Source organism: Burkholderia sp. BCC0044 (assembly GCF_902832955.1).
GTDB lineage: Bacteria > Pseudomonadota > Gammaproteobacteria > Burkholderiales > Burkholderiaceae > Burkholderia.
Window position 1 is genome coordinate 250,541 of sequence record NZ_CADFDO010000005.1, and the last position, 25,075, is coordinate 275,615.

A 25,075-nucleotide genomic window follows, 5' to 3' on the forward strand; every position below is an offset into this window, starting at 1 on the left:
TGGCGAATTCGCATCAGCCGGCAAGGGGACGAGCGCCGGGGCGCTCAGTTTCGGTAGAACGGGGAGAAAGACGGCGAGTGCGCAGGCTCTTCCTGCGAGCGGGGCGGCGGCATCGGGCGACCGCCGCGCTCCTCGTTGTAGCGGGCGACATCGGCGCGGATCGAGCCGGCCCGCAGCGGGACGTTACCGCCGCCCGGCGGGCGCGGCATCTGGCGGACTTCGGCGCTGATCGGCCGATACGGGCTTTGCGCGGCGTAATGGCCGTACGACGGCGTCGGGCGCAGCCCCCAGCGGGAGCCCGAGCCGCTCACGCCGCCGGGACGCACGCCGGCAGGCGGCGGAACGCGGCGCCAGACCGGACCGCCGGCGGAGCCGCCGGCCGGCTGACCGTACGCGCGCATGTCGCCGCCGCCGAAGCCGTGGCCGCCGAACCCGTGACCGCCATGGGGCGGCTGAGCCAGCGCGAGCGGCATCAGCAGCGCGCCGAGCACGCCTGCCGCCCATCGTCCGATCTTCCGTTTCACCCGTTCCGTCATCGTTCCGTGCCCATCGACGCCCGCCGTCGGTTCCTTTCGGCCGACCCAAGGCTTTCAGCAGTAATTTATGAGCGGGCGGAAAGTGTGTCGAGCCAAAAAGTGTTATGTCGCCGGCATCGGTGTAACACCATGTTACTGCTAGGTTTTTTCGCTTCGGCGCGGGATCGCGGCAGAACATTCTTCTGCGGTTTCGGGCGGGGCCGGACCGGTACGGCGGCCGCCTCTGCATGCGCTCGATTCATCAATCGATTCGCATAATGAATTTGTTTGGTGAATTGCCAACCGGGACAATAGCGCCATCCGCGCGCGCGACGCGCGCTTTCGCCATTTCCGAATCGAGTTCCCGATGGCCCGTCCCCGTTTTGTCCCCGACAACTTCACGCTCGCGCTCGTCGGCACCGTCGTGCTCGCGAGCCTGCTGCCGTGCCGCGGCCCGGCCGCCCATGCGTTCAACTGGGCGACCAACATCGCCGTCGGCCTGCTGTTCTTCCTGCACGGCGCGAAACTGTCGCGCGAGGCCGTCGTCGCGGGCGCGACGCACTGGCGGCTGCACGCGGTCGTGCTGCTCAGCACGTTCGCGCTGTTCCCGCTGCTCGGCCTCGCGCTGAAACCCGTGCTGCAGCCGCTCGTCACGCCGACGCTGTATGCGGGCGTGCTGTTCCTGTGCACGTTGCCGTCGACGGTCCAGTCGTCGATCGCGTTCACGTCGATCGCGAAGGGCAACGTGCCGGCCGCCGTGTGCGCGGCATCGGCGTCAAGCCTGCTCGGGATCTTCGTCACGCCGGCGCTCGTCGGGCTGATGATCACGTCGCAGTCGGCCGCGGCCGCGTCGCCGTGGAGCACCGTCGGCAGCATCGTGATGCAGCTGCTCGTGCCGTTCATCGCCGGGCAGTTGCTGCGGCCCGTGATCGGCGGCTGGATCGACCGCAATCGCGGCGTGCTGCGCTTCGTCGACCAGGGCTCGATCCTGCTGGTCGTCTACGTCGCGTTCAGCGAGGCCGTCAACGAGGGGCTGTGGCACCAGATTCCGCCGCGCGCGCTCGGCGGCCTGCTCGTCGTGAACCTCGTACTGCTTGCGATCGCGCTGCTGCTGACCGCGTTCGTCAGCAAGCGGCTCGGCTTCAACCGCGCCGACCAGATCACGATCATCTTCTGCGGGTCGAAGAAGAGCCTCGCGGCCGGCGTGCCGATGGCGAAAGTGATCTTCTCGGCGAACGCGGTCGGCGCGATCGTGCTGCCGCTGATGCTGTTCCACCAGATTCAGTTGATGGCGTGCGCGGCGCTCGCGCAGCGCTGGGGCGCTCGCGACACGAGCGGCGAGCACGTCGAGGGCGGCGCGGCAGCCGCCTCCGGTGCGCTGAGCGCGGGCAAGCGCTGATGCGTCCGGGGGCGCGATGGCCGCTGGTGGCGGCCTTCCGCCTTCCGCCTTCCGCCTTCCGCTTTCCGCTTTCCGCTTTCCGCTTTCCGCTTTCCGCTTTCCGCTTTCCGCCTTCAACGCGCCGCATCCCGTCCGCCCCCTTCGCACCACGCGCCGGCGTGGGCCCGGCGCGATGCACCGGCAACGCCCCTCGTGTCACAAAATCTTCATTCAATTCTCCGCGAGCGATGCCGTTAAGCCGGTCGTCCCGTCGATTCGGCTGCCCTCGCCCATGCCCGCGCCCTCCTCCGATTCCGCCGCCACCCGCACCACGCGCCTGATCGCGGATCGCGCGCTCGCCGCCGTTTTCCAGCCGATCGTCGACCTCGGGTCGGGGACGGTCGTCGGTTACGAAGGGCTGATCCGAGGCCCGCGCGGCACCGAGCTCGAGCCGCCCGCCGCGCTGTTCGCGCAGGCCGCGCGCGAAGGCGAAACCATCGCGCTCGAACGGGCCGCCGCGCTCACCTGCGTCGACGCGTTCGCGGCGCTCGGCTGCGACGGCAAGCTGTTCCTCAATTTCAGCGCGGGCACGATCCTCACGCTCGCCAGCGAACGCGAGCGCGCACGCGCGTTCCTCGGCCGCGCGCGGGTCGGCGCCGAGCGCATCGTGATCGAGCTCACCGAGCAGAACGCGATTCCCGATCTCGCGGACATCGGGCCCGCGGTCGCGTCGCTGCGCGACGCCGGCATCCAGTTCGCGCTCGACGACTACGGCACCGCGAACGCGAGCATGAACCTGTGGCTGCGCCTGCATCCGGACGTCGTGAAGATCGACCGCTTCTTCATCCACGACATCGCGCACGACCCGCTCAAGTTCGAAGCCGTGAAGGCGATGCAGCACTTCGCGCATGCGAGCGGCGCGCAACTGATCGCGGAAGGCATCGAGAACGAATGCGACCTGATCGTCGTGCGCGACATGGGCATCTGCTGCGTGCAGGGCTTCCTGCTCGGCCGGCCGAACGCGCAGCCGTCGCGGGTGGTCGCGCCGGCCGCGCGCGACGCGATCCGCGCGCCGCACATCGCGGTGTTTCCCGGCCTGACGCGCGCGGTGCGGCCGGCCGGCACGATCGCCGGGAAGATGCTCGTGCCCGCCCCGGCGCTGCCGCGCGACGCGACCAGCAACGACGTGCTCGACCTGTTCAACCGGATGCCCGACCTGCACGCGGTCGCGCTCGTCGAGCGCGGGCGGCCCGTCGCGCTCGTGAATCGCCGCGGCTTCATCGACCGTTTCGCGCTGCCGTATCACCGCGAGGTGTTCGGCAAGAAGCCATGCCTGCAGTTCGCGAACGATGCGCCGCTGATGATCGACAACGCGACCACGTTCGAGGAGCTCGCGATGCTGCTCGCGAGCCACGACCAGCGCTATCTCGCCGACGGGTTCGTGATCACCGAGCACGGCCGCTATGTCGGGCTCGGCACCGGCGAGAGCCTGGTGCGCACGGTGACCGAGATGCGCATCGAGGCCGCGCGCTACGCGAATCCGCTGACCTTCCTGCCCGGCAACATCCCGATCAGCGCGCACATCGACCGGCTGCTCCAGCGCGACGCCGGCTTCCACGCGTGCTACGTCGACCTGAACCAGTTCAAGCCGTTCAACGACCAGTACGGCTACTGGCAAGGCGACGAAGTGCTGAAGTTCGCCGCGACGGTGCTGGCCGGCGTGTGCGATCCGCAGCGCGACTTTCTCGGCCACGTCGGCGGCGACGATTTCCTCGTGCTGTTCCAGCGCGACGACTGGCGCGAGCGCGCCGCCGACGCGATCGCGCGCTTCAACGACGGCGCGCGGCTCTTCTACACGCAGGCCGACCGGCAGGCGGGCGGGCTGCGCGGCGAGGACCGCCACGGCAACCCGGCATTCTTCGGCTTCGTGACGATGGCGATCGGCGCGGTCGGCGTGCCGGCCGGCGCGCACGGCGCGAAACGCTACGGCAGCGACGAGATCGCGTCGGTCGCGGCGCTCGCGAAGCGGCGGGCGAAGCAGCAGCCGGACGGGCTCGCGGTCGTCGATCTCGATGCCGGCCGTGCCGCGCTGCGCCACCGCGGCGAACCGCCCGTGGTGATGGCGGCGGGCTGAACGGCGGGCAATCGTCGGGGGCCCACGGAAACGCCGGCGCACCGTGCGAGCCGCCTCCCGATATCTGTCCGGCCCAAGGTCAGGCTGTTGCGCAACGGCTTCCCCGTCGTCGCCACGCGCAGGCCACGACGGGGCGCCGCGCCATCACGCTGGCCCGCGCGCCGGCTGCCGCCGCTTTCCCTCTGCTCCGCCGGCTGCCCCGACACCCCCACCCCGACCTTGCCTTTTTCGCGTTTTGTTTAGTATTTTTAGTAACGGCGTTTTCGCAGATTAGCGCGTAAAAAGCCGTTATTCGCGGGTATTCCCCGGTTATCCGGCCCGAATTTCGCGATGCGGTTTACTATACAATCGCTTCCACCCTAAACAACGGACCCCGAACGATGGGTACGACCATTCGCGATGTGGCGCGGGCGGCAGAGGTCTCGATCGGCACCGTCTCGCGCGCGCTGAAAAACCAGCCCGGGCTGTCCGAAGCCACGCGTGCGCGCATCGTCGAGATCGCGCGGCAGCTCGGCTACGATCCCGCACAGTTGCGGCCGCGCATCCGCCGGCTCACCTTCCTGCTGCACCGCCAGCACAACCGCTTTCCCGCGAGCCCGTTCTTCTCGCACGTGCTGCACGGCGTCGAGGACGCGTGCCGCGAGCGCGGCATCGTGCCGACGCTGCTCACGGTCGGCCCGAACGACGACGTGCTGCGCCAGATGCGCCCGCATGCGCCCGATGCGATCGCGGTCGCCGGCTTCATCGAACCGGAGACGATCGAGGCGCTCGCCGCCACCGGCCGGCCGCTCGTGCTGATCGACCTGTGGGCGCCCGGGCTGCGCTCGGTCAACATCGACAACGCGACGGGCGCGGCGCTCGCGATGCGTCACCTGCTCGCCACCGGCCGCTCGCGGATCGCCTTCATCGGCGGCTCGGCCGCGCACTACAGCATCGCGCAGCGCGCGATCGGCTACCGGCGCGCGTTCTTCGAAGCCGGGCGATTGTTCGATCCCGCGTACGAAGTGACGATCGACGCGGGGCTCGACCCGGACACGGGCGCCGCGCGTGCGATGGAGCAACTGCTCGACGCGCCCGGCCCGCGCCCCGAAGCCGTGTTCGCGTACAACGACGCGGCCGCGCTGGCCGCGCAGCGCGTGTGCATCGCGCGCGGCCTGCGGATTCCGGACGACATCGCGATCGTCGGCTTCGACGACATCCCGGCCGCCGCGCACGCGAGCCCGCCGCTCACGACGCTCGCGGTCGACAAGGAAGCGCTCGGCCGCCGCGGCGTCGAGCTGCTGCTCGCCGAAGCGCCCGAGCGCACCGAGATTTCCCTGCCCGTCGAGCTGATCGTGCGGGCCAGCAGCCAGCCCGCCGGCTCCCCGGCACTCGATACCGCCACGGTCCAAGAATCATGAACATGCCCCCGGTCCACTCCCGCGCCGCCGCGCCGGTCAGCCACGCGCAAGCGGCACCGTTCGTCGCGAGCTTCCGCGACCCGTCGTTCCTGCTGTCGCACATCGAAGACACGCTGCGCTTCTACGCGACCAACGCATTCGACCCGACGGGCGGCTTCTACCATTACTTCCGCGACGACGGCAGCATCTACAACCGCACGTCACGCCACCTCGTCAGCACCTGCCGGTTCGTCTTCAACTACGCGATGGCGTACCGCCATTTCGGCGATCCGCGCCACCTCGACTACGCGCGCCACGGGCTGCGCTTCCTGCGCGACGCGCACTGGGACGACGCGCTGCAGGGCTACGACTGGGAACTCGACTGGCGCGACGGCGCGAAGCACGCGACGCTCGACGGCACGCGCCACTGCTACGGGCTCGCGTTCGTGCTGCTGGCTGCCGCGCACGCGACGATGGCCGGCATCGACGAAGCGCGCCCGCTGATCGCGGCCACCTACGAGCTCGCCGAGCACCGCTTCTGGGATGCGGCCGCGGGCCTGTATGCGGACGATGCGACGCCGAACTGGATCGTGTCGACGTATCGCGGCCAGAACGCGAACATGCACATGACGGAAGCGCTGCTCGCCGCGTACGAGGCGACCGGCCACCTCACGTACCTCGATCGCGCGGAAAAGCTGGCCTCCCACATCACGCAGCGCCAGGCCGCGCTGTCGGGCGGGCTCGTGTGGGAGCACTACCATGCGGACTGGTCGATCGACTGGGACTACAACAAGGAAGACAGTTCGAACATCTTCCGTCCGTGGGGCTTCCAGCCCGGCCACCAGACCGAATGGGCGAAGCTGCTGCTGATCCTCGAGCGGCACCGCCCGCTCGACTGGCTCGCGCCGCGCGCGGCCGAGCTGTTCGACGCGGCGCTCACGCACGCGTGGGACGCCGATCACGGCGGCCTCTGCTACGGCTTCGGCCCCGACTTCACGATCTGCGACCACAACAAGTATTTCTGGGTGCAGGCGGAAACCTTCGCGGCCGCCGCGATGCTCGGCGCGCGCACCGGCAGCGAGCGCTTCTGGGACTGGTACGACGAGATCTGGCGCTACAGCTGGGCGCATTTCGTCGATCACCGCTATGGCGCGTGGTACCGGATCCTCACCTGCGACAACCGCAAGTACAGCGACGAGAAGAGCCCGGCCGGCAAGACCGACTATCACACGATGGGCGCCTGCTACGACGTGCTCGCGACCCTCGCGCGGATGCAACGCAGCAAGCCGACGCAATGAGCGGCGGCACCTTTCCGGCTTTCGTGTCGGCGGGCGACATCCTGACCGACATGGTGCGCGCAGGCGACGCGCAGTGGACGTCGGTGCCGGGCGGCGCCGGCTGGAACGTCGCGCGCGCGGTCGCGCGGCTCGGTATACCGAGCGCGCTCGCCGGCGCGATCGGCGAGGACTGCTTCTCCGAGGTGCTGTGGCGCGCGAGCGAAGCGGCCGGGCTCGACCTGCGCTTCCTGCAGCGCGTCGCGCGGCCGCCGCTGCTCGCGATCGTCCACGAGACGCGCCCGCCCGCGTACTTCTTCATCGGCGAAGCGAGCGCTGACCTCGCGTTCGATCCCGCGCGGTTGCCGGCCGGCTGGACCGAGCACGTGCAATGGGCGCATTTCGGCTGCATCAGCCTCGTGCGCGAACCGCTGGCGAGCACGCTCGTCGCGCTCGCGGCCGACCTGCACGCGCGCGGCGTGAAGATCAGCTTCGATCCGAACTACCGGAACCTGATGACGGCCGCGTTCCGGCCGACGCTGGAGAAGATGGCCGGCCTCGCCGACCTCATCAAGGTATCCGACGAAGACCTGCGGCACCTGTTCGGCGGCGACGGCCCCGACGCGATCGCGGCGGTGCGCGCGCTGAACCCGCGGGCGGCCGTGCTCGTCACGCGCGGCGCGCAGGCGGCGACGCTCTACGCGGACGGCGACGTGCACGAGGCCAGCCCGCCGCGCGTGGAGGTGGCCGACACCGTCGGCGCGGGCGACGCGTCGATCGGCGGCCTGCTGTTCAGCCTGATGGCCGCGCCGCAGCGCGGCTGGCGCGAGCATCTCGCGTTCGCGCTGGCGGCCGGCGCCGCCGCGTGCCGGCACACGGGCGCGCACGCGCCGACGCTCGACGAGGTCGTCGCGCTGCTCGAAGGTTGAACGGATGAAGAAGGGACGGTGAGGAACGGTGGCGGATCGTTGATCCGTCACCGATAAACCGCATTCACCATGCTGCGCCGCAGTGCTACGATGAAGCGTCCTTTTTGCGGGAGAGCACGATGGACACCAACACGTTCACGAAAGGCATCTACACGGCCAAGGCGCATACCCAGCATGCGGGCAACGGGCAGTTCCAGGGTTACGTGATCCTCGCGCGCGACGACGGGGACGACACCGAGAACATGCGCTACGACGTCCACTCGACGAGCCCCAGCGAGGAAGAAGCGTTCGACGAGGCGAAGGCGCTCGCGCACCGGATTCTCGGCGAGATCGAGCTGTGACGCGCGTCCCTTTTTCGGCGCGGCTCAGAGCAGCCGCGCCACCATCGATACCAGCATCGTCAGCACCAGCGTCGACATGAACGGGAACGGGTAGCGCCGCCCGCCGAGCGTCAGCGTGACGTCGCCCGGCATCCGCCCGATGCCGAGCTTGCCGAGCCACGGCCAGCAGCGCGTCAGGATCATCACCGCGACGAACGACGCCATCAGCCAGCGCAGCATCCCGGGTTCCCCGTCAGAGCGCGTGCGAACGGTCGCCGCGCGCAAACGCGTCGAGCGTGCCGTCGATTCCGCGCGAGAACGCGATCACCTTGAACAGCTCGCCCATCTCGGCCTCCGAGATCAGCTTCTGCACCGCGTTCGCGGCCGGCAGGAAGGCGTGGATATCGGACGGGTCGATCGCGGCCAGCGCGTCGGTGATGCCCGCATTCAGCAGGAAGCGCGCCTGCGACGTGTAGCCGAGCAGATCGGCGCCGGTCGCGACGCCCGCGTCGTAGATGCCGGTGAATTCGACGTGCGCGGTGATGTCCTGCAGCCCCGGGTACACGAACGGATCGTCGTGCGCGTGGTGACGGTAGTGGCACATCAGCGTGCCGCGGTCGCGCTGCGGGTGGTAGTACTCGTGCGCGGGAAAACCGTAGTCGACCAGCAGCACCGCGCCGCGGCCCAGCATCGTGCAGACGGTGCGCGTGAACGCGAGCGCGGCCTCGTGCGTTTCGGTCACGTAGCCGTCGCCGACGTCGAGCGTCGCGAGTACCGCCGGCAGGCCGGCCGCGCCGACCGGCCGATCGTCGAACACGAACGCGTGCCGCGCGTCGAGCGCGACGCCGCGCTCGCGCCACGCGCCGCTCGCCTTCGCGAAGAGGCGCACCGGCATCGCGTCGAGCACCTCGTTGCCGACCACGACGCCGTCGAACCGCTCGGGCAGCGCGTCGAGCCAGCGCACCTTCGCAGCCAGCGCCGGCACCGCGGCTTCGATCGTGTCGCGCTGCCGTTCGCGCAGCTCGCCGGACAGGTCGACGATCAGGTATTCGTCGAGTTCGACGCCCGACGCGTCGAGCGCCGCAAGCAGCCCGGCCGCGAGCTTGCCGGTGCCGGCGCCGAATTCCATCACGCGGCGCGTGCCGCTCGCCGCCAGTGCTTCGGCGACAGGATTCGCGAGTGTCTGCGCGAACAGCGGCGACAGCTCGGGGGCCGTCACGAAGTCGCTGCCGTCGTCGGCGCGGCGCCCGAACTTGCGCGCGCCGCCGCTGTAATAGCCGAGGCCCGGCGCATACAGCGCGCGCTCCATGAAGCGGTCGAACGGCAGCCAGCCGCCGGTCGCGGCGATCTCGTCGCGCAGTTGCGCGGCGAGGGTTTCGGACTGCGCAAGCGCGTCAGGGCCGGGAGCAGGTAAACTAGCGGGTTCGTGAGCTTTCGGGTTCATCCCGGCATTGTAAATGACCGTTTCAGCCGATACGTCGACCCCACGCGTGGTGCTCGTCACGGGCGCCCTGGGCAGCGCGGCCGACGCCGCGTCGATCGGCCGTGCGCTCGCGACGGGTTTCGCCCGCCGTGGCTGGGACGTCGCGCTGCAGCGCAGCCATGGCGCGCCGCGCGCGGCCGCCGACGCGCTCGTCGCCGAAGTCGCGGCGCTCGGCCGCCGCGCGGCCGTGCTCGACGCCGATCCGGCCCTGGAAGCCGAAGCGGCCGCGCTCGTCGCCGCATGCGGCGAAGCGCTCGGCCGGCCCGCGTGCGCGGTGTTCGTCAGCGCCAGCGCGGGCGCCGACGACGCGCACACGGTCGACGCCGCGTCGCTCGCCGCCGCGCTCGCGCGCAACGTGACGGCGCCGCTCGCGCTGGCCCGCGCGCTCGCCGATGCGACGCCCGACGCCGCGCGCGACGACGAAACGCTGCGCGCGTGCGCGATCCACGTACTGGATCAGGCCCTGTTTCACCCGGCACCGGCGCAGCTGTCGCACGCGCTGATGCAGGCCGCGCTGCACCGCGCGACGTCGGCGCTCGCGCTGGCGCTCGCGCCGAAGGTGCGGGTCGCGGCGCTCGTGCGCGGCCACGCGCCGCACGCGGACGACATCGCGGCGGCCGCCTGCTATCTCGCGAGCGCGCCCGGCGTCACGGGCGCGACGCTGACCGTCGACGGCGGCGAGCACCTGGTGCCGCCGGCCGCCGGCCCGAATGAATGAACCGCGCGGGCGCGGCCTGACCGCCGCCGCCCGCGCCGCTTTGCGTGCGCGCACGCCAATTTGACTGGGACGACCATGTTTTCCGCTCTCCTGCACCCCCGCCTCGCGGATTGCCGCAGGCTCTACCTGCGCGACTACGAGGTGCACATCAACATCGGGGCCTTCGAACACGAGAAGCGCGGCGAGCAACGCGTCGTCATCAACATCGACCTGTTCGTGCCGCTCGCGCTGTCCACCCCCGTCGACGACCGGCTGCACGAAGTCGTCGACTACGACCTGATGAAGCAGAGCGTCGCGCAGAGCCTGGCGCGCGGCCACATCCACCTGCAGGAAACGCTGTGCGATTCGATCGCCGCGCACCTGCTGGCGCACGATACCGTGCGCGCGGTACGTGTCCGTACCGAGAAACCGGACGCCTATCCGGACTGCGACGCCGTCGGCGTCGAAGTCTTTCGCATCAAGGACGAGGAGCGCGCATGAACGCCCCCCACATGAATGACATGGCGGCCGACGCCACGACCGCCGAAACCGGCCGCCCCGCGCTGACGCGCCGCGAGCAGAAGGAAGCGTACGAGAACAACAAGCTGTTCAAGCGGATCGTGCGCCAGGTCGGCCAGGCGATCGGCGACTACAACATGATCGAACAGGGCGACAAGGTGATGGTGTGCCTGTCGGGCGGCAAGGACAGCTACGCGATGCTCGACGTGCTGCTGCGCCTGCGCGAGCGTGCGCCGATCGACTTCGACATCGTCGCGGTGAACCTCGACCAGAAGCAGCCGGGCTTCCCCGAGCACGTGCTGCCCGAATACCTGAAGCAGGTCGGCGTGCCGTTCCACATCGAGAACCAGGACACCTACAGCATCGTCAAGCGGCTCGTGCCGGAAGGCAAGACGACCTGCTCGCTGTGCTCGCGGCTGCGCCGCGGGATCCTGTACCGCGTGGCCGGCGAGCTCGGCGCGACCAAGATCGCGCTCGGCCATCACCGCGACGACATCGTGCAGACGCTGCTGCTGAACATGTTCTACGGCGGCAAGCTGAAGGGGATGCCGCCGAAGCTGCAGTCGGACGACGGCAAGAACATCGTGATCCGCCCGCTCGCGTACGTGAAGGAAACCGATCTCGAGAAATACGCGGAACTGCGCGAATTCCCGATCATCCCGTGCAACCTGTGCGGCAGCCAGCCGAACCTGAAGCGTGCGGAAATGAAGGCGCTGATCCGCGAATGGGACAAGCGCTTCCCGGGCCGCGTCGAGAACATGTTCAACGCGCTCGCGAAGGTCGTGCCGTCGCACCTGATGGACACGACGCTGTACCCGTTCCAGTCGCTGCGCGCGACGGGCGAAGCCGATCCGCAAGGCGACATCGCGTTCGACGAGGAGCCGTGCGCATCGGGCGACGACTCCGCTGCGCCGGGCGCCGCCCAACCGATCTCGATCGTCCAGTTCGACGACCTGTAAGCAGGGCCGGAACGCCCGCCGAAACCGGGGCCGGCGGCCTCGTTTCGGCGTTGTCGCCGCGCCGCGACAGGCCCGGAGCGACAAGGGCCGCATGCTAAAATGGACGGCTTCGAACTCTGACCCAAGCGCGCGCCATGAATATCGTGATTTTGGCGGCAGGCACCGGCAAGCGCATGCGTTCCGCGCTGCCGAAAGTGCTTCACCCACTGGCCGGCAGGCCGCTCCTCTCCCACGTCATCGACACCGCGCGCACGCTGCAGCCGTCCCGGCTCGTCGTCGTCGTCGGCCACGGCGCCGAGCAGGTCCAGGCCGCCGTCGCCGCACCCGACGTCCAGTTCGCCGTGCAAGCAGAACAGCTCGGCACCGGCCACGCGGTGCGCCAGGCGCTGCCGCTTCTCGATCCCGCCCAGCCGACGCTCGTGCTGTACGGCGACGTGCCGCTCACGCGCGCGTCGACGCTGCAGCGTCTCGTCGACGCCGCGCGCGACGGCCGCTACGGGATCCTGACCGTCACGCTCGACGACCCGACCGGCTACGGCCGGATCGTGCGCGACGCGGCCGGCTTCGTCACGCGCATCGTCGAGCAGAAGGATGCGTCGCCGGACGAGCTGCGGATCGCCGAGATCAACACCGGCATCATCGTCACGCCGACGGCCCAGTTGTCGATGTGGCTCGGCGCGCTGAAGAACGAAAACGCGCAGGGCGAGTACTACCTGACCGACGTCGTCGAACTCGCGATCGAGGCCGGCTTCGAGGTCGTCACGTCGCAGCCCGACGACGAATGGGAAACGCTCGGCGTGAACAGCAAGGCGCAGCTCGCGGAGCTCGAACGCATCCATCAGCGCACCGTCGCCGATGCGCTGCTCGTCGACGGCGTCACGCTCGCCGATCCGGCGCGCCTCGACGTGCGCGGCGCGCTGCGCTGCGGCCGCGACGTATCGATCGACGTGAACTGCGTGTTCGAAGGCAACGTGACGCTCGCCGACAACGTGACGATCGGCGCGAACTGCGTGATCCGCAACGCATCGATCGGCGCGGGCACGCGCATCGACGCGTTCACGCACATCGACGGCGCCGAACTCGGCGCGCACACCGTGATCGGCCCGTACGCGCGGCTGCGCCCCGGCGCGCAACTCGCGGACGAAGCGCACGTCGGCAACTTCGTCGAGGTGAAGAACGCGGTGATCGGCCACGGCTCGAAGGCGAACCACCTCACGTACATCGGCGACGCCGACATCGGCGCGCGCGTGAACATCGGCGCGGGCACGATCACCTGCAACTACGACGGCGCGAACAAGTTCCGCACCGTGATCGAGGACGACGTGTTCGTCGGCTCCGACACGCAGCTCGTCGCGCCCGTGCGCGTCGGCCGCGGCGTGACGATCGCGGCCGGCACGACGATCTGGAAGGACGTCGCCGAAGGCGTCCTCGCATTGAACGAGAAGACGCAGACCGCGAAGAGCGGCTACGTCCGCCCGGTCAAGAAAAAGAGCTGAACCTTTTGCGGGCGCCCGTGCGGCGCCCGCTTCGACTGACAGGATTGACCATTCATGTGCGGCATTGTCGGCGCAGTTGCGCAGCGTAATATCGTTCCGGTGCTGATCGAAGGATTGCGGCGCCTCGAATACCGTGGCTACGACTCGTGCGGCGTCGCCGTGCTCGAGCCGGGCGCACCGAAGCGCGCGCGCAGCGTCGCGCGCGTCGCCGATCTCGACACGCAGGTGCGCGACACGCACCTCGAAGGCACAACCGGCGTCGCGCATACGCGCTGGGCCACGCACGGCGCGCCCGTCACGCACAACGCGCACCCGATCTTCTCGTCGAACGCGCTCGCGCTCGTACACAACGGCATCATCGAGAACTTCGAGCCGCTGCGCGACGCGCTGCGTGCGAAGGGCTACGAATTCGTGTCGCAGACCGACACCGAAGTGATCGCGCACCTCGTGCACAGCCTGTACCGCGGCAACCTGTTCGACGCGGTGCGCGAAGCCGTGCAGCAGCTGCACGGCGCGTATGCGATCGCCGTGATCCACAAGGACCAGCCGCACACCGTCGTCGGCGCACGCCAGGGTTCGCCGCTCGTCGTCGGTCACGGCGACGGCGAGAACTTCCTCGCGTCCGACGCGCTCGCGCTGGCCGGCAGCACCGACCGCTTCACGTTCCTCGAGGAAGGCGACGTGTGCGAGCTGTCGCTCGACGGCGTGACGATCGTCGATCGCCACGGCGCCACCGTGCAGCGCGACATCCGCGTGGTCAGCGCGTACGGCGGCGCGGTCGAGCTCGGGCCCTATCGCCACTTCATGCAGAAGGAAATCTTCGAGCAGCCGCGCGCGATCGGCGACACCGTGCCGCAGACGGAAGCCTTCGACGCGACGCTGTTCGGCGACGCCGCGCCCGCCGCGTTCGCCGAGATCGACAGCCTGCTGATCCTCGCGTGCGGCACGAGCTACTACTCGGGCCTCACCGCGAAGTACTGGCTCGAATCGATCGCGAAGATCCCGACCCAGGTGGAAATCGCCAGCGAATACCGCTACCGCGAGTCGGTGCCGAACCCGCGCCAGCTCGTGCTCGTGATCTCGCAGTCGGGCGAGACGGCCGATACGCTCGCGGCGCTCAAGCATGCGCAGTCGCTCGGCCACACGCATACGCTCGCGGTCTGCAACGTCGCGACGAGCGCGATGGTGCGCCTGACCGAGATGCAGTTCCTGACGCACGCGGGCACCGAGATCGGCGTCGCGTCGACGAAGGCGTTCACGACCCAGCTCGTCGCGCTGTTCGTGCTGGCCGCGACGCTCGGCAAGCTGCGCGGGCACGTCGACGCCGCGCAGGAAGCGCAATTCCTGAAGGAGCTGCGCCACCTGCCGGCCGCGCTGAACAGCGTGCTCGCGCTGGAGCCGCAGATCATCGCGTGGTCGGAGGAATTCGCGCGCAAGGAAAACGCGCTGTTCCTCGGCCGCGGGCTGCACTACCCGATCGCGCTCGAAGGCGCGCTGAAGCTGAAGGAAATCTCGTACATCCACGCGGAAGCCTACCCGGCCGGCGAACTGAAGCACGGGCCGCTCGCGCTCGTCACGGAAGCGATGCCGGTCGTCACGGTCGCGCCGAACGACACGCTGCTCGAGAAGCTGAAGTCGAACATGCAGGAAGTGCGTGCGCGCGGCGGCGAGCTGTACGTGTTCGCGGATGCCGACACGCAGATCGTCAACGACGACGGCCTGCACGTGATCCGGATGCCGGAGCACTACGGCCAACTGTCGCCGATCCTGCACGTCGTGCCGCTGCAACTGCTCGCGTATCACACCGCGTGTGCGCGCGGTACCGACGTCGACAAGCCGCGCAACCTCGCGAAATCGGTGACGGTGGAGTAATACCCGGCGACGGGATGGCCCCTCGCCGGGCCGTCCCGACCGCGTGCGGGCGCGAGGCAGGCCATTCGGCCAGGTCGAAATATGTACCACGTAGTGGTATATAATCCTGTGCTAACTCGACCGGCTCGACATGTCTGCTTCCGTACGACGCGTCTTCAAGACGAAGTGGTTGCACAAGGCAGCCGGGAAAGCGGGAATCGCCGATGGCGAGCTCTGCCGCGCGGTGCGGGACCTGGCCCGCGGCCAGGGCGTCGATCTCGGCGGCAACGTGTGGAAGAAGCGCCTCGACGGCAATCGGCAGCGCGGGATCGTGCTGGGCAAGGTCGGGCACACGTGGGTGTTCGTGTTCCTGTTCGCGAAATGCGACCGCGAGAACATCGACGCACGCGAACTGCGCGCCTTCCGAAAGCTCGCCGCGGATGTCGGCCGACACACCGACAGCGACATCGCGACGCTGGTTACCCTGAAAGAGTGGGTGGAGATTTGCAATGGCTAAGAGTCGATTCAAGAGCGATGCGACGGAGGCGATCCACAGCGCCGCGTCGGGCCTGTATCGTGCGCAACTGATCGACAAGAAGACGATGCGGGAATACGACGATCTCTGCATCGAAGCCGCGCCGCAGTTCGATCCGGAAGCGATCGCCCGCATCCGCAAGTCGGTCAACGTCAGCCAGAGCGTGTTCGCGCTCTACCTGAACACGACCACATCGACGATCCGCCAATGGGAACAGGGCGACAAGCGGCCGAGCGGCATCGCCGCGCGCATGCTCCAGATCGTCGAGAAACACGGGCTCGAGGTGTTCTCCTGAGCCGGCTTCCCCGAATGCACATGCACGGCCCCAACCGGACGCGCCGCAACGAATATGACGGAGAGACAATGGTAAGACTGTTTGGATGCGGATTGCTGGCGCTGACGTTCGCGTCGACGGGCTGGGCCGCCGAGCACTATGTCGAGGTCTGGAACCCGCCCGAGGCGCGGCAGCCCGCGGCGCGTACGCCGACCGCACGCCCGAGCGCCGACGCACGCACCGGCAAGAGCGCGGAGAAGCACGCGAGCGCCGCGCCGAAAGCCGTCGCGAAACCGCCCAAGCGCCGCGTCGCGCAGGCCGTGAAAGCCGGCTCTCACCGCCCGGCCGCGACCGACGCCCCGGCCGCCCCGCGCCCCGTCGCGCACCCCGCGCCCGGGCGTCTCACGGTGATGCAGCCGGCCGCACCGGACGCGACGCGCGCGCTCACCTTCTCCGACATCCCGCGTCAATACACGCCGGACGGCAACGTGCTGCAGGTCGGCACGCACGGCCGCTCCGCGGAGGTGACTCGATAATGGAAGCGCAGACCTACCACGGCTACCAGATCTGGGGCCACGCGATCCTGCAGCAGGACGAGATCATGCAGCCCGAGCGCTTCGCGGCGAGCGGCACGATCACGCAGAACAACCGGCTCGTCGAGGCGTCGGGCGTGCTCGGCGTGTTCGACACCGAAGACGACGCGCGCGATGCCGGGCTCGAATGGGCGCGCGCGTGGATCGACAACCACAGCTGACCGAACGCAGGCGCGTCGCGCACCGCAAAGGAAAGAAGGGGCGTCATGGACGCCCCTTCTTTCATTCGAACCGGGAAACCCTCACGCCGCGGCGTGCGGCGGCCTCACCGTCTGCTGCGGCCGGCCGACGAGCCGTGTCAGCACGACGATCGCCACCAGCGTCGCGACGTACGCGGCGATCTGGATGCCCGCCGGACGCGCGGTATAGCCGATCAGCGTATGCAGCGCCTTGCCGACGATGCTCGATTCCTTGAGCAGCCACGACGTGTCCCAGACCGCATCGCCCCACGACGGCACGAGGCCGGCGGCCAGCAGGAAGCCGACGCACTGGCTCGCCATGCCCGCGGCGAGCAGCACGATCAGCCCGTTGGTGACGGAGAACAGGCGCTTCAACGGAATCTGCAGCAGGCCCGCATACATCGCGTAGCCGAGCCCCGCACCGCCGAGCACGCCGAGCAGCCCGCCGACGATCATCTGCGGCGTCTGGCCCGGATCGCCCGCCGCGATCCCGTACAGGAACAGCACGGCCTCGGAGCCCTCGCGCAATACCGCGACGCCGACCACGATCGCGAGCCCGGTCAGCGGCCGGCTGCCGGCCGCGACCGCCCGCCCGACCTCGCCCATGTGCAGCGCCATTTCGCGGCCGTGCCGGCTCATCCAGATGCAGTGCCACGCGAGCATCAGCGTCGCGACGAACATCACGCCCGCGTTGAAGACTTCCTGGCCCATGCCGGACGCCCATTGCGAGATCACGTCGGCAAACGCCGCGATCAGGCCGGCGCCGACCACGCCGCCGACCAGCCCGCCGCCCACCCACCAGCCGCGCCGCGACACGCCCTTGGTGGCGGCCATCACGATCGAGACCACCAGCGCGGCCTCGAGCACTTCACGAAAGACGATCAGGGCAGTAGACAGCATGGCGGTATCGGCTTACTTGACGGTCAGGCGCGTCTTCGACTGCGCTTCGTGATACTCGTCGTGGAATTCGTAGGTGCCCGCCTTCAGCGGCCCGACCAGGATCTCGACCGACTTGCCGGCCGGCACGACCTTCTCCGCCTTGAAGTCGTCGCTCTCGAATTCCGCGGGCGTCGCGTCGAGGTTCTTCACGACGAATTTCACCTTCTTGCCGGCAGGGATCGTCACGCCATCGGGCGAAAACTTGTGGTCCTTCAACGTGAGGTTGACGACGTCGTCGGCAGCGAAGGCGGACGTTGCCGAGGCGCCCAGCAGGGCCAGTGCGAAGCCGATAGCGAAACGGGTCATGTTCGTAATGAGCGGAAATATTGAAGAGAATCGATACTAAGATCGATTCGCATTTTCACCTCGGAGTACCCTTACTCACGTCATGGGGATGGTGCGCAGCCGAACCGCTGCGCCCGTTGCCGCGCAAGGCTCCGCCGGATTTCGCCGACAATGGGCGGCCGTCAATCGGGAAATATTCGGACTGACGTGCGTACGCGAATGGCTATTCGTCATACCTCAGCATTACAAATGGCTGATGCGATGCGCATCGCTGCGTGCAGCACTTGACCTTCCCACCATGGCAAGCTTCATGCTGAACCTATTCGTCAACCACCCACCCCGGAGAACACGATGGAATTCGAAGTCCAGGACATGACGTGCGGCGGCTGCGCCAACGCCATCACGCGCGCGGTGACGGCCGCCGACCCCGCCGCGAAGCTCGACATCGACGTCGCGGCGAAGATCGTCAAGGTCGACTCGGCGCAAGGCGCCGAGCGCGTGCAGTCGATCATCGAAGCCGCCGGCTTCCATCCCGCGCTGCGCACCGCGTAACGCGTAACGCGTAACGCGCACCGAAGGCGGCGGGCGCACCGCCGGACGGCGACGCGCCCGCGCCCGGCATCCCGTCAACGCAGCCGGATCAGCGTCGACTTCAGTTCGGTGTACTTCTCGAGCGCATGCAGCGACTTGTCGCGGCCGTTGCCCGACTGCTTGTAGCCGCCGAACGGGAAGTTCATGTCGCCGCCTTCGTCATAGCAGTTCACCCACACGGTGCCCGCGCGCAGCCGGCGCGACACGTCGTGCGCGGTCGTCAGGTTCGACGTCCACACGGCCGCGGCCAGCCCGTATTCGGTATCGTTCGCGATCCGCACGGCCTCGTCGACGTCGTCGAACACGATCACCGACAGCACGGGCCCGAAGATTTCCTCGCGCGCGATCTTCGCATCGGGCTTCACCTCGAACACCGTCGGCTCCACATAGAAGCCGCCCGTTTCCGCGTTCACGCGCGCACCGCCCGTGACGAGCCGGCCTTCGCCGCGGCCCGCTTCGATGTAACGCAGCACGCGCTCGAGCTGGATGCCGTCGACGATCGCGCCCATCGATACCGACGGATCGAGCGGATTGCCCGGCACGTATGCGCGGGCGGCCGCGACGAGCTTCTCGATGAACGCGTCCTTGATGTCGCGATGCACGAGCAGCCGCGAGCCGGCCGTGCACATCTCGCCCATGTTGTAGAAGATCGCGCCGGCCGCCGTCTGCGCCGCGCGGTCGAGATCGGGGCAGTCGGGCAGCACGATGTTCGGCGACTTGCCGCCAAGCTCCAGCCATGCGCGCTTCAGGTTCGACTGCGCCGCGTACTGCATGATCAGCTTGCCGACCGCCGTCGAGCCCGTGAACGCGATGCAGTCGACGTCGCGATGCAGCGCGAGCAGCTTGCCCGGTTCGCCCGCGCCCGGCACGACGTTGAACACGCCAGCCGGAATGCCGGCCTCGAACGCGAGCTGCGCGACGCGGATCGCGGTCAGCGGCGATTTCTCCGACGGCTTCAGCACGACGCTGTTGCCGGCCGCGAGCGCGGGGCCGAATTTCCATGCGGCCATCAGGATCGGGAAGTTCCACGGCACGACGGCGGCCACCACGCCGACCGGCTCGCGCGTGACGAGACCGACGAGATGGTGATCGGCCGGCGCGACCTCGCCGCCGACCTTGTCGATCGCCTCGGCAAACCATTCGACGCAGTACGCGGCGCCCGGCACGTCGACCGTCGTCGTGTCGCCGATCGGCTTGCCCGCGTCGAGCGTCTCGAGCAGCGACAGTTCGTCGAGATGCGCGCGCATCAGCGCGGCCCAGCGCAGCAGCACGGCCTTGCGTTCGCGCGGGTTCAGGCCGGCCCATACGCCTGCGTCGAACGCGCGGCGTGCTGCCGCGACGGCCGCGTTCACGTCCGCTTCGCCGCAGTCGGCGACCTTCGCCAGCACGCGGCCGTCGATCGGGCTCACGCAGTCGAACGTCTTGCCGCCGTGCGCGTCGCACGACGCGCCATCGATGAATGCGCGCCCTTCGATCTCGAGCGACGCCGCCTTGTGTTGCCAGTCAGCCAAAGTCAACTTGTTCATGAGGATGCCTCAATGTTGTGGCATTCGCGATGCGGCACGCCGTGCGCGCGGCACGCGGCACGCGGCCGGCCTGCAGCGAATGCGGTGACGCGCGGTCAGAAGGTCGCCGGCGAATTGGCCGAGACGACCTCGCAGATCAGTTCCGCGCTGGGATTGCGAAAACGATGCGGCAAACGGCTTTCGAAGTAGTAGCCGTCTCCGGGGTCGAGCAGCCACGTCGCGCTGTCGACGGTCAGCTCGAGCCGGCCCGACACGACGACGCCGCCCTCGTGCCCCGCGTGCACCAGCATCTCGGGCCCCGTGTCGGCCAGCGGCTGGTAAACCTCGCGCAGGATGCACATGTTGCGATCCTTCACGTTCGCGCCGACCAGGTGAAACGCGAGCGAGTCGTTGCCGAGGTTCGGCATCTCGTCGCGACGCGACACGACCGCGCGCGATTCGACGAGCTCGAACGTGAAGAACTCCGCGAGACTCATCGGGATGCATTCGAGCAGCTTCTTCAGCGAGCCGACCGACGGGCTCACGCGGCCCTGTTCGATCAGCGAGATCGTGCCGTTGGTGACGCCCGCGCGTTTCGCGAGTTCGCGCTGCGACAGGCCATGCTTGTTGCGCACGAAACGCAGGCGCTCGGCGACTTCGGTGGACATCGATTCGGTTTCGGACACGATAAGTGCGATGACAAAGTGAAACGACGCGGTGGACTGCCGTTGAATATTCTAATCACTTTATGCCGCACATCAGCGGGGAAAACCCTGAAAGGCGTTCGAAATAATGGACACCGTGTCGATTATTCCTTTTGCGAATCTTTTGTTCGCACTGCTCGGGAAAGCCCTGATACAGGACCATTAAAAAACATTTGACGCCGTTATTGGCTCGTATATGCTGGCTCTCAGGTCAGCGTCATCAGGCTTTCACAGGCGTCGAAAAGCGTTATCGCAACGCAACAATCGACGCCCGCGAACGCAAATGATGCAGGGCCGGCGCCTTGATTATTTTAAACGCCCCGCGCGTCTAAACGGTCAGGTGTTCAATACTTTCAACAAACCAGTCGAGTGTAATCGTGAGAGTCCGTGGCCCTCTGGTGAGGTGGGATCGAGGCGATGTGCGAAGTTTGCGCAGCGCCGTTCCCGCTTCCGATGGCAGTTGCGGCTGGCATAGTCCTCGCCTGCTTCACCTGTCGATCTACACCATCCTGTCCCGTCGTTCCGTTCGGCGCCACAACGCCGTTTCCGCACGCGCATTCGTCGCCGTCGATACCGACGAAGTGGCGTCGCTGCTGCCGTAGCGCCTCTCCTTTCTTCACGTCGTTCGTTTCGTCTCGATTCGCCAACCGCATCGTCCGTGCGGTGACGGCACGCGTTCGCGCATTCGTTGCCGCGTCGCGTATCGCGATGAAACGAACGACGGCCTGACCGTCGCGCGCAGCGCGGATCGCCACGCCATCCCCGTTGCGCCCATTCACCAGCGGCCCTGCGCTCAGCGCCGGGCTGCGGGGTCGTGTCGCGCCCGCGTTTTGCCGCATTCGGCTCGGTGCACGTCACGTCCCTACGGATTACTGATGACGTCATGGAAAGGAAACCTCTCGTCGGCATCACCGCCGACCTCACCCAGATCGGCGCGCACGCGTCGCATACGGTCGGCGACAAATACGTCGCCGCGATCGTCGACGGCGCGCACGCGCTCGCGATGGTGCTGCCGGCCCTCGGCGAACGCCAGTCGACCGCCGACGTGCTCGACGCGGTGGACGGCCTGCTGTTTACCGGCAGCTACTCGAACGTCGAGCCGCATCGCTATGGCGGCGAACCGAGCGAGCCCGGCACGAAGCACGACCCCGCACGCGACGCGACGACGCTGCCGCTGCTGCGCGCGGCAATCGTCGCGGGCGTGCCGGTGCTCGCCGTGTGCCGCGGCTTCCAGGAGCTGAACGTCGTCTGCGGCGGCACGCTGCACCAGCGCGTGCACGACGTGCCCGGCTTCGCCGATCACCGCGAGGACGACGACGCGCCGATGGACACGCAATACGGCCCCGCGCACGTCGTGCGCCTGACGCCCGGCGGCAAGCTGCATGCGCTCGCCGGCGGCCGCGACGAAGTGCACGTGAACTCGCTGCACAAGCAGGGCGTCGCGCAGCTCGGCTCGGGCCTCGCCGTCGAGGCCGTCGCGCCGGACGGCCTGATCGAGGCCGTGAGCGTCGTCGACGCACCGGCGTTCGCGCTGGCCGTGCAGTGGCATCCGGAATGGCGACACGCGCAGGACCCGCTGTCGAGCGCGATCTTCCGCGCGTTCGGCGATGCGTGCCGCGCCCGCCGCGCCGCCCGCACGCGCGCCACGGCCGCCGCCGCGCTCGCCTGAGCGCGCCCACCAGACAACGAGAACAGACATGCAAGACATCGAAGACTTTCTGAAGCAGCACCGGATCACCGAGGTCGAGGCGATCATTCCCGACATGGCCGGCATCGCGCGCGGCAAGATCACGCCGCGCAACAAGTTCACGTCCGGCGAATCGATGCGGCTGCCGCAGGCCGTGATGGTGCAGACCGTCACGGGCGAATATCCGGAAGACGGTTCGCTCACCGGCGTGACCGACCCCGACATGGTGTGCGTGCCCGACACGTCGACGATCCGCCTGATTCCGTGGGCCGTCGATCCGACCGCGCAGGTGATCCACGACTGCGTGCACTTCGACGGCTCGCCGGTCGAGATCTCGCCGCGCTACGTGCTGCGCCGCGTGCTCGACCTGTACAAGGCGAAGGGCTGGAAGCCGGTCGTGGCGCCCGAGCTCGAGTTCTATCTGGTCGACATGAACAAGGACCCCGACCTGCCGCTGCGCCCGCCGGTCGGCCGCACGGGCCGTCCCGAAACGGGCCGCCAGTCGTATTCGATCGAGGCCGTCAACGAGTTCGATCCGCTGTTCGAGGACATCTACGAGTACTGCGAAGCGCAGAACCTCGACATCGACACGCTGATCCACGAAGTCGGCGCCGCGCAGATGGAGATCAACTTCATGCACGGCGACGCGCTGTCGCTGGCCGACCAGGTGTTCCTGTTCAAGCGCACGGTGCGCGAGGCCGCGCTGCGTCACAACATGTACGCGACGTTCATGGCCAAGCCGATGGAAGATGAACCGGGCTCGGCGATGCACGTGCACCAGAGCATCGTCGACGAGGAAACGGGCCAGAACCTGTTCACGTCGCCGGAGACCGGCGGCGCGACGTCGATGTTCTACAACTACCTCGCGGGATTGCAGAAGTACACGCCGGCGCTGATGCCGATCTTCGCGCCGTACATCAACTCGTATCGCCGCCTGTCGCGCTTCATGGCCGCGCCGATCAACGTGCAGTGGGGTTACGACAACCGCACGGTGGGGTTCCGCATTCCGCATTCGGGCCCGGCCGCGCGCCGCATCGAGAACCGCATCCCGGGCGTCGACTGCAACCCGTACCTCGCGCTCGCGGCAACGCTCGCGGCCGGCTATCTCGGCATGACGCAGCGCCTGGAGCCGACCGAGCCGCTGGTGAGCGACGGCTACGCGCTGCCGTACCAGTTGCCGCGCAACCTCGAGGAAGGACTGACGCTGATGGCCGCGTGCGAGCCGCTCGGCGAAATCCTCGGGCACAAGTTCCTGAAAGCGTATTTCGCGCTGAAGGAAACCGAATACGAAGCGTTCTTCCGCGTGATCAGCTCGTGGGAACGCCGCCATCTGCTGCTGCACGTTTAAGCGCGCACGACTGCATACGGAATCACGGAGGAAACATGACTTACCGCAACGAATCTGCCTGGATCCAGCCGGCCGCGCCGTCCGCCGCGGCCGCCGCGCCGCGCGCGACGCAGGCACGCACGACCGCCGAATACCGCGCGCTCGACGCCGCGCACCACATCCACCCGTTCTCCGACATGGGCGCGCTCAATCGCGCGGGCAGCCGCGTGATCGTGAAGGCCGACGGCGTCTACCTGTGGGACTCGGACGGCAACAAGGTGATCGACGGGATGGCCGGGCTGTGGTGCGTGAACGTCGGCTACGGCCGCAAGGAACTTGCCGACGCCGCGTATCGCCAGATTCAGGAGCTGCCGTTCTACAACACGTTCTTCAAGACCACGCACCCGCCGGTGATCGAACTGTCGGCGATGCTGGCCGAAGTGACGCCGGCCGGCTTCAACCACTTCTTCTATTGCAACAGCGGCTCGGAAGGCAACGACACCGTGCTGCGACTCGTTCACCAGTACTGGCGTGTGCAAGGCAAGCCGCAGAAGAAATACGTGATCTCGCGCAAGAACGGCTACCACGGCTCGACGATCGCGGGCGGCACGCTCGGCGGGATGGGCTACATGCACGAGCAGATGCCGTCGAAGGTCGAGCACATCGTACACATCGACCAGCCGTATTTCTTCGGCGAAGCGCAAGCAGGCGAGACGCCGGAAGCGTTCGGCCTCGCACGCGCACAGCAGCTCGAAGCGAAGATCCTCGAACTCGGCGCGGAGAACGTCGCGGCGTTCATCGGCGAGCCGTTCCAGGGCGCGGGCGGCGTGATCTTCCCGCCGTCGACGTACTGGCCGGAAATCCAGCGGATCTGCCGCAAGTACGACATCCTGCTCGTCGCCGACGAAGTGATCGGCGGCTTCGGGCGCACCGGCGAATGGTTCGCGCACCTGCACTTCGGCTTCGAGCCGGACCTGATCACGATGGCGAAGGGCCTCACGTCGGGCTACGTGCCGATGGGCGCGGTGGGCATTCACGAGCGCATCGCACGCCCGATCATCGACAACGGCGAATTCAATCACGGCCTCACGTACTCGGGCCATCCGGTGGCGGCGGCCGTCGCGGTCGCGAACCTGAAGCTGCTGCGCGACGAGGGCATCGTCGAGCGCGTGAAGACCGACACCGGCCCGTACTTCCAGGCGCTGATGCGCGAAACCTTCGCACGTCATCCGATCGTCGGCGAAGTGCACGGCCACGGCCTCGTCGCGAGCCTGCAGCTGGCCGAAGCGCCGGCCGAACGCCGCCGCTTCGCGAACGGCGGCGACGTCGGCACGATCTGCCGCGACTTCTGCTTCAACGGCAACCTGATCATGCGCGCGACCGGCGACCGGATGCTGCTGTCGCCGCCGCTCGTGATCTCGCGCCAGGAAATCGATGAACTCGTGTCGAAGGCGAAGAAGGCCGTCGACGCAACCGCCCAGCAACTGGGTATTTCGTAACGGCTTTGTCTAAAGGCGTGCGG

At 68.3% G+C, this 25,075-nt stretch carries 27 protein-coding genes; 20 read left to right on the top strand and 7 right to left on the bottom strand.

Going from position 1 to position 25,075, the window contains the following annotated elements:
* Positions 1-44 precede the first annotated feature (44 nt).
* Positions 45-536, bottom strand: coding sequence for a peptide-binding protein (locus HWX14_RS29120; RefSeq protein ID WP_175885774.1), 492 nt, complete (start codon positions 534-536; stop codon positions 45-47).
* A gap of 346 nt (positions 537-882) precedes the next feature.
* Between HWX14_RS29120 and HWX14_RS29125 the strand changes: the two genes are divergently transcribed.
* The 6 genes from HWX14_RS29125 to HWX14_RS29150 all read left to right on the top strand — a co-directional run bounded on the left by HWX14_RS29125 (position 883) and on the right by HWX14_RS29150 (position 7,950).
* The gene (locus HWX14_RS29125; RefSeq protein WP_175885775.1) at positions 883-1,914 is read left to right on the top strand and encodes a bile acid:sodium symporter family protein; all 1,032 of its coding nucleotides are present in this window, start codon (positions 883-885) and stop codon (positions 1,912-1,914) included.
* A 271-nt stretch (positions 1,915-2,185) separates the two neighbouring features.
* Positions 2,186-4,027 (top strand): phosphodiesterase, encoded by a 1,842-nt coding sequence (locus HWX14_RS29130; RefSeq protein WP_175885776.1) that lies wholly within the window; start codon positions 2,186-2,188, stop codon positions 4,025-4,027.
* 380 nt (positions 4,028-4,407) lie between these two features.
* Positions 4,408-5,427 carry a LacI family DNA-binding transcriptional regulator gene (locus HWX14_RS29135; RefSeq protein WP_175885777.1) on the top strand — a complete coding sequence of 340 codons (1,020 nt, stop codon included), beginning with the start codon at positions 4,408-4,410 and terminating at the stop codon, positions 5,425-5,427.
* Positions 5,424-6,704 carry an AGE family epimerase/isomerase gene (locus HWX14_RS29140; RefSeq protein WP_175885778.1) on the top strand — a complete coding sequence of 427 codons (1,281 nt, stop codon included), beginning with the start codon at positions 5,424-5,426 and terminating at the stop codon, positions 6,702-6,704. The genes HWX14_RS29135 and HWX14_RS29140 overlap by 4 nt, the downstream gene beginning before the upstream one ends.
* Positions 6,701-7,609 carry a carbohydrate kinase gene (locus HWX14_RS29145; RefSeq protein WP_175885779.1) on the top strand — a complete coding sequence of 303 codons (909 nt, stop codon included), beginning with the start codon at positions 6,701-6,703 and terminating at the stop codon, positions 7,607-7,609. The genes HWX14_RS29140 and HWX14_RS29145 overlap by 4 nt, the downstream gene beginning before the upstream one ends.
* A 119-nt stretch (positions 7,610-7,728) precedes the next feature.
* Complete coding sequence (locus HWX14_RS29150; RefSeq protein WP_027785622.1) at positions 7,729-7,950, top strand: hypothetical protein; 222 nt, start codon at positions 7,729-7,731, stop codon at positions 7,948-7,950.
* A gap of 24 nt (positions 7,951-7,974) precedes the next feature.
* Here the strand turns inward: HWX14_RS29150 and HWX14_RS29155 are convergent, their stop codons facing one another.
* Both HWX14_RS29155 and HWX14_RS29160 read right to left on the bottom strand, forming a co-directional pair.
* Complete coding sequence (locus HWX14_RS29155) at positions 7,975-8,169, bottom strand: DUF2905 domain-containing protein (RefSeq protein ID WP_006484654.1); 195 nt, start codon at positions 8,167-8,169, stop codon at positions 7,975-7,977.
* 13 nt (positions 8,170-8,182) lie between these two features.
* On the bottom strand, positions 8,183-9,373 hold the full coding sequence (locus HWX14_RS29160) for an SAM-dependent methyltransferase (RefSeq protein ID WP_175885780.1): 1,191 nt from the start codon (positions 9,371-9,373) through the stop codon (positions 8,183-8,185).
* 13 nt (positions 9,374-9,386) lie between these two features.
* Between HWX14_RS29160 and HWX14_RS29165 the strand changes: the two genes are divergently transcribed.
* From HWX14_RS29165 to HWX14_RS29205, 9 genes are all read left to right on the top strand, one after another.
* Positions 9,387-10,130 carry an SDR family oxidoreductase gene (locus HWX14_RS29165; protein ID WP_175885781.1) on the top strand — a complete coding sequence of 248 codons (744 nt, stop codon included), beginning with the start codon at positions 9,387-9,389 and terminating at the stop codon, positions 10,128-10,130.
* 75 nt (positions 10,131-10,205) lie between these two features.
* A complete protein-coding gene (locus HWX14_RS29170; protein ID WP_012329363.1) occupies positions 10,206-10,610 on the top strand; it encodes a dihydroneopterin aldolase in 405 nt (134 codons plus the stop codon).
* Complete coding sequence (gene ttcA, locus HWX14_RS29175) at positions 10,607-11,587, top strand: tRNA 2-thiocytidine(32) synthetase TtcA (protein WP_175885782.1); 981 nt, start codon at positions 10,607-10,609, stop codon at positions 11,585-11,587. Before HWX14_RS29170 ends, ttcA begins: the two co-directional genes overlap by 4 nt.
* Positions 11,588-11,721: 134 nt before the next feature.
* A complete protein-coding gene (gene glmU / locus HWX14_RS29180) occupies positions 11,722-13,083 on the top strand; it encodes a bifunctional UDP-N-acetylglucosamine diphosphorylase/glucosamine-1-phosphate N-acetyltransferase GlmU (protein WP_175885783.1) in 1,362 nt (453 codons plus the stop codon).
* A 54-nt stretch (positions 13,084-13,137) separates the two neighbouring features.
* On the top strand, positions 13,138-14,955 hold the full coding sequence (gene glmS, locus HWX14_RS29185; RefSeq protein WP_175885784.1) for a glutamine--fructose-6-phosphate transaminase (isomerizing): 1,818 nt from the start codon (positions 13,138-13,140) through the stop codon (positions 14,953-14,955).
* 130 nt (positions 14,956-15,085) lie between these two features.
* Entirely contained in the window at positions 15,086-15,451 is a 366-nt protein-coding gene (locus HWX14_RS29190) for a type II toxin-antitoxin system RelE/ParE family toxin (RefSeq protein WP_175885785.1), read from the top strand.
* On the top strand, positions 15,444-15,764 hold the full coding sequence (locus HWX14_RS29195) for a helix-turn-helix domain-containing protein (protein WP_006477596.1): 321 nt from the start codon (positions 15,444-15,446) through the stop codon (positions 15,762-15,764). Before HWX14_RS29190 ends, HWX14_RS29195 begins: the two co-directional genes overlap by 8 nt.
* A 68-nt stretch (positions 15,765-15,832) precedes the next feature.
* Complete coding sequence (locus HWX14_RS29200) at positions 15,833-16,279, top strand: hypothetical protein (RefSeq protein WP_175885786.1); 447 nt, start codon at positions 15,833-15,835, stop codon at positions 16,277-16,279.
* Positions 16,279-16,497: a hypothetical protein gene (locus HWX14_RS29205; protein WP_006477594.1), complete on the top strand. Its 219-nt coding sequence runs from the start codon at positions 16,279-16,281 to the stop codon at positions 16,495-16,497. The genes HWX14_RS29200 and HWX14_RS29205 overlap by 1 nt, the downstream gene beginning before the upstream one ends.
* Before the next feature lie 81 nt (positions 16,498-16,578).
* Here HWX14_RS29205 and HWX14_RS29210 read toward each other — a convergent pair whose 3' ends face one another.
* Both HWX14_RS29210 and HWX14_RS29215 read right to left on the bottom strand, forming a co-directional pair.
* A complete protein-coding gene (locus HWX14_RS29210) occupies positions 16,579-17,415 on the bottom strand; it encodes an FTR1 family protein (RefSeq protein WP_175885787.1) in 837 nt (278 codons plus the stop codon).
* A gap of 12 nt (positions 17,416-17,427) precedes the next feature.
* Positions 17,428-17,760 carry a cupredoxin domain-containing protein gene (locus HWX14_RS29215; RefSeq protein WP_175885788.1) on the bottom strand — a complete coding sequence of 111 codons (333 nt, stop codon included), beginning with the start codon at positions 17,758-17,760 and terminating at the stop codon, positions 17,428-17,430.
* 330 nt (positions 17,761-18,090) lie between these two features.
* On the opposite strand from HWX14_RS29215, the gene HWX14_RS29220 reads away from it, so the two are divergent.
* Positions 18,091-18,291 (top strand): heavy-metal-associated domain-containing protein, encoded by a 201-nt coding sequence (locus HWX14_RS29220; RefSeq protein ID WP_006477591.1) that lies wholly within the window; start codon positions 18,091-18,093, stop codon positions 18,289-18,291.
* Between the two features lie 74 nt (positions 18,292-18,365).
* Here HWX14_RS29220 and HWX14_RS29225 read toward each other — a convergent pair whose 3' ends face one another.
* On the bottom strand, positions 18,366-19,856 hold the full coding sequence (locus tag HWX14_RS29225; RefSeq protein WP_175885789.1) for an aldehyde dehydrogenase: 1,491 nt from the start codon (positions 19,854-19,856) through the stop codon (positions 18,366-18,368).
* A gap of 95 nt (positions 19,857-19,951) precedes the next feature.
* Complete coding sequence (locus HWX14_RS29230; RefSeq protein WP_175885790.1) at positions 19,952-20,503, bottom strand: cupin domain-containing protein; 552 nt, start codon at positions 20,501-20,503, stop codon at positions 19,952-19,954.
* 455 nt (positions 20,504-20,958) lie between these two features.
* Between HWX14_RS29230 and HWX14_RS36660 the strand changes: the two genes are divergently transcribed.
* The 4 genes from HWX14_RS36660 (at position 20,959) to HWX14_RS29245 (ending at position 25,052) form a co-directional block, all read left to right on the top strand.
* Positions 20,959-21,141, top strand: coding sequence for a hypothetical protein (locus HWX14_RS36660; protein WP_006488040.1), 183 nt, complete (start codon positions 20,959-20,961; stop codon positions 21,139-21,141).
* Positions 21,142-21,422: 281 nt separating this feature from the next.
* Positions 21,423-22,208, top strand: coding sequence for a gamma-glutamyl-gamma-aminobutyrate hydrolase family protein (locus HWX14_RS29235; protein ID WP_175885791.1), 786 nt, complete (start codon positions 21,423-21,425; stop codon positions 22,206-22,208).
* Between the two features lie 28 nt (positions 22,209-22,236).
* Positions 22,237-23,574, top strand: a complete 1,338-nt coding sequence (locus tag HWX14_RS29240) for a glutamine synthetase family protein (protein WP_175885792.1) — start codon at positions 22,237-22,239, stop codon at positions 23,572-23,574.
* A gap of 35 nt (positions 23,575-23,609) precedes the next feature.
* Positions 23,610-25,052, top strand: a complete 1,443-nt coding sequence (locus HWX14_RS29245) for an aspartate aminotransferase family protein (RefSeq protein WP_175885793.1) — start codon at positions 23,610-23,612, stop codon at positions 25,050-25,052.
* The last annotated feature ends 23 nt before the right edge of the window (positions 25,053-25,075 follow it).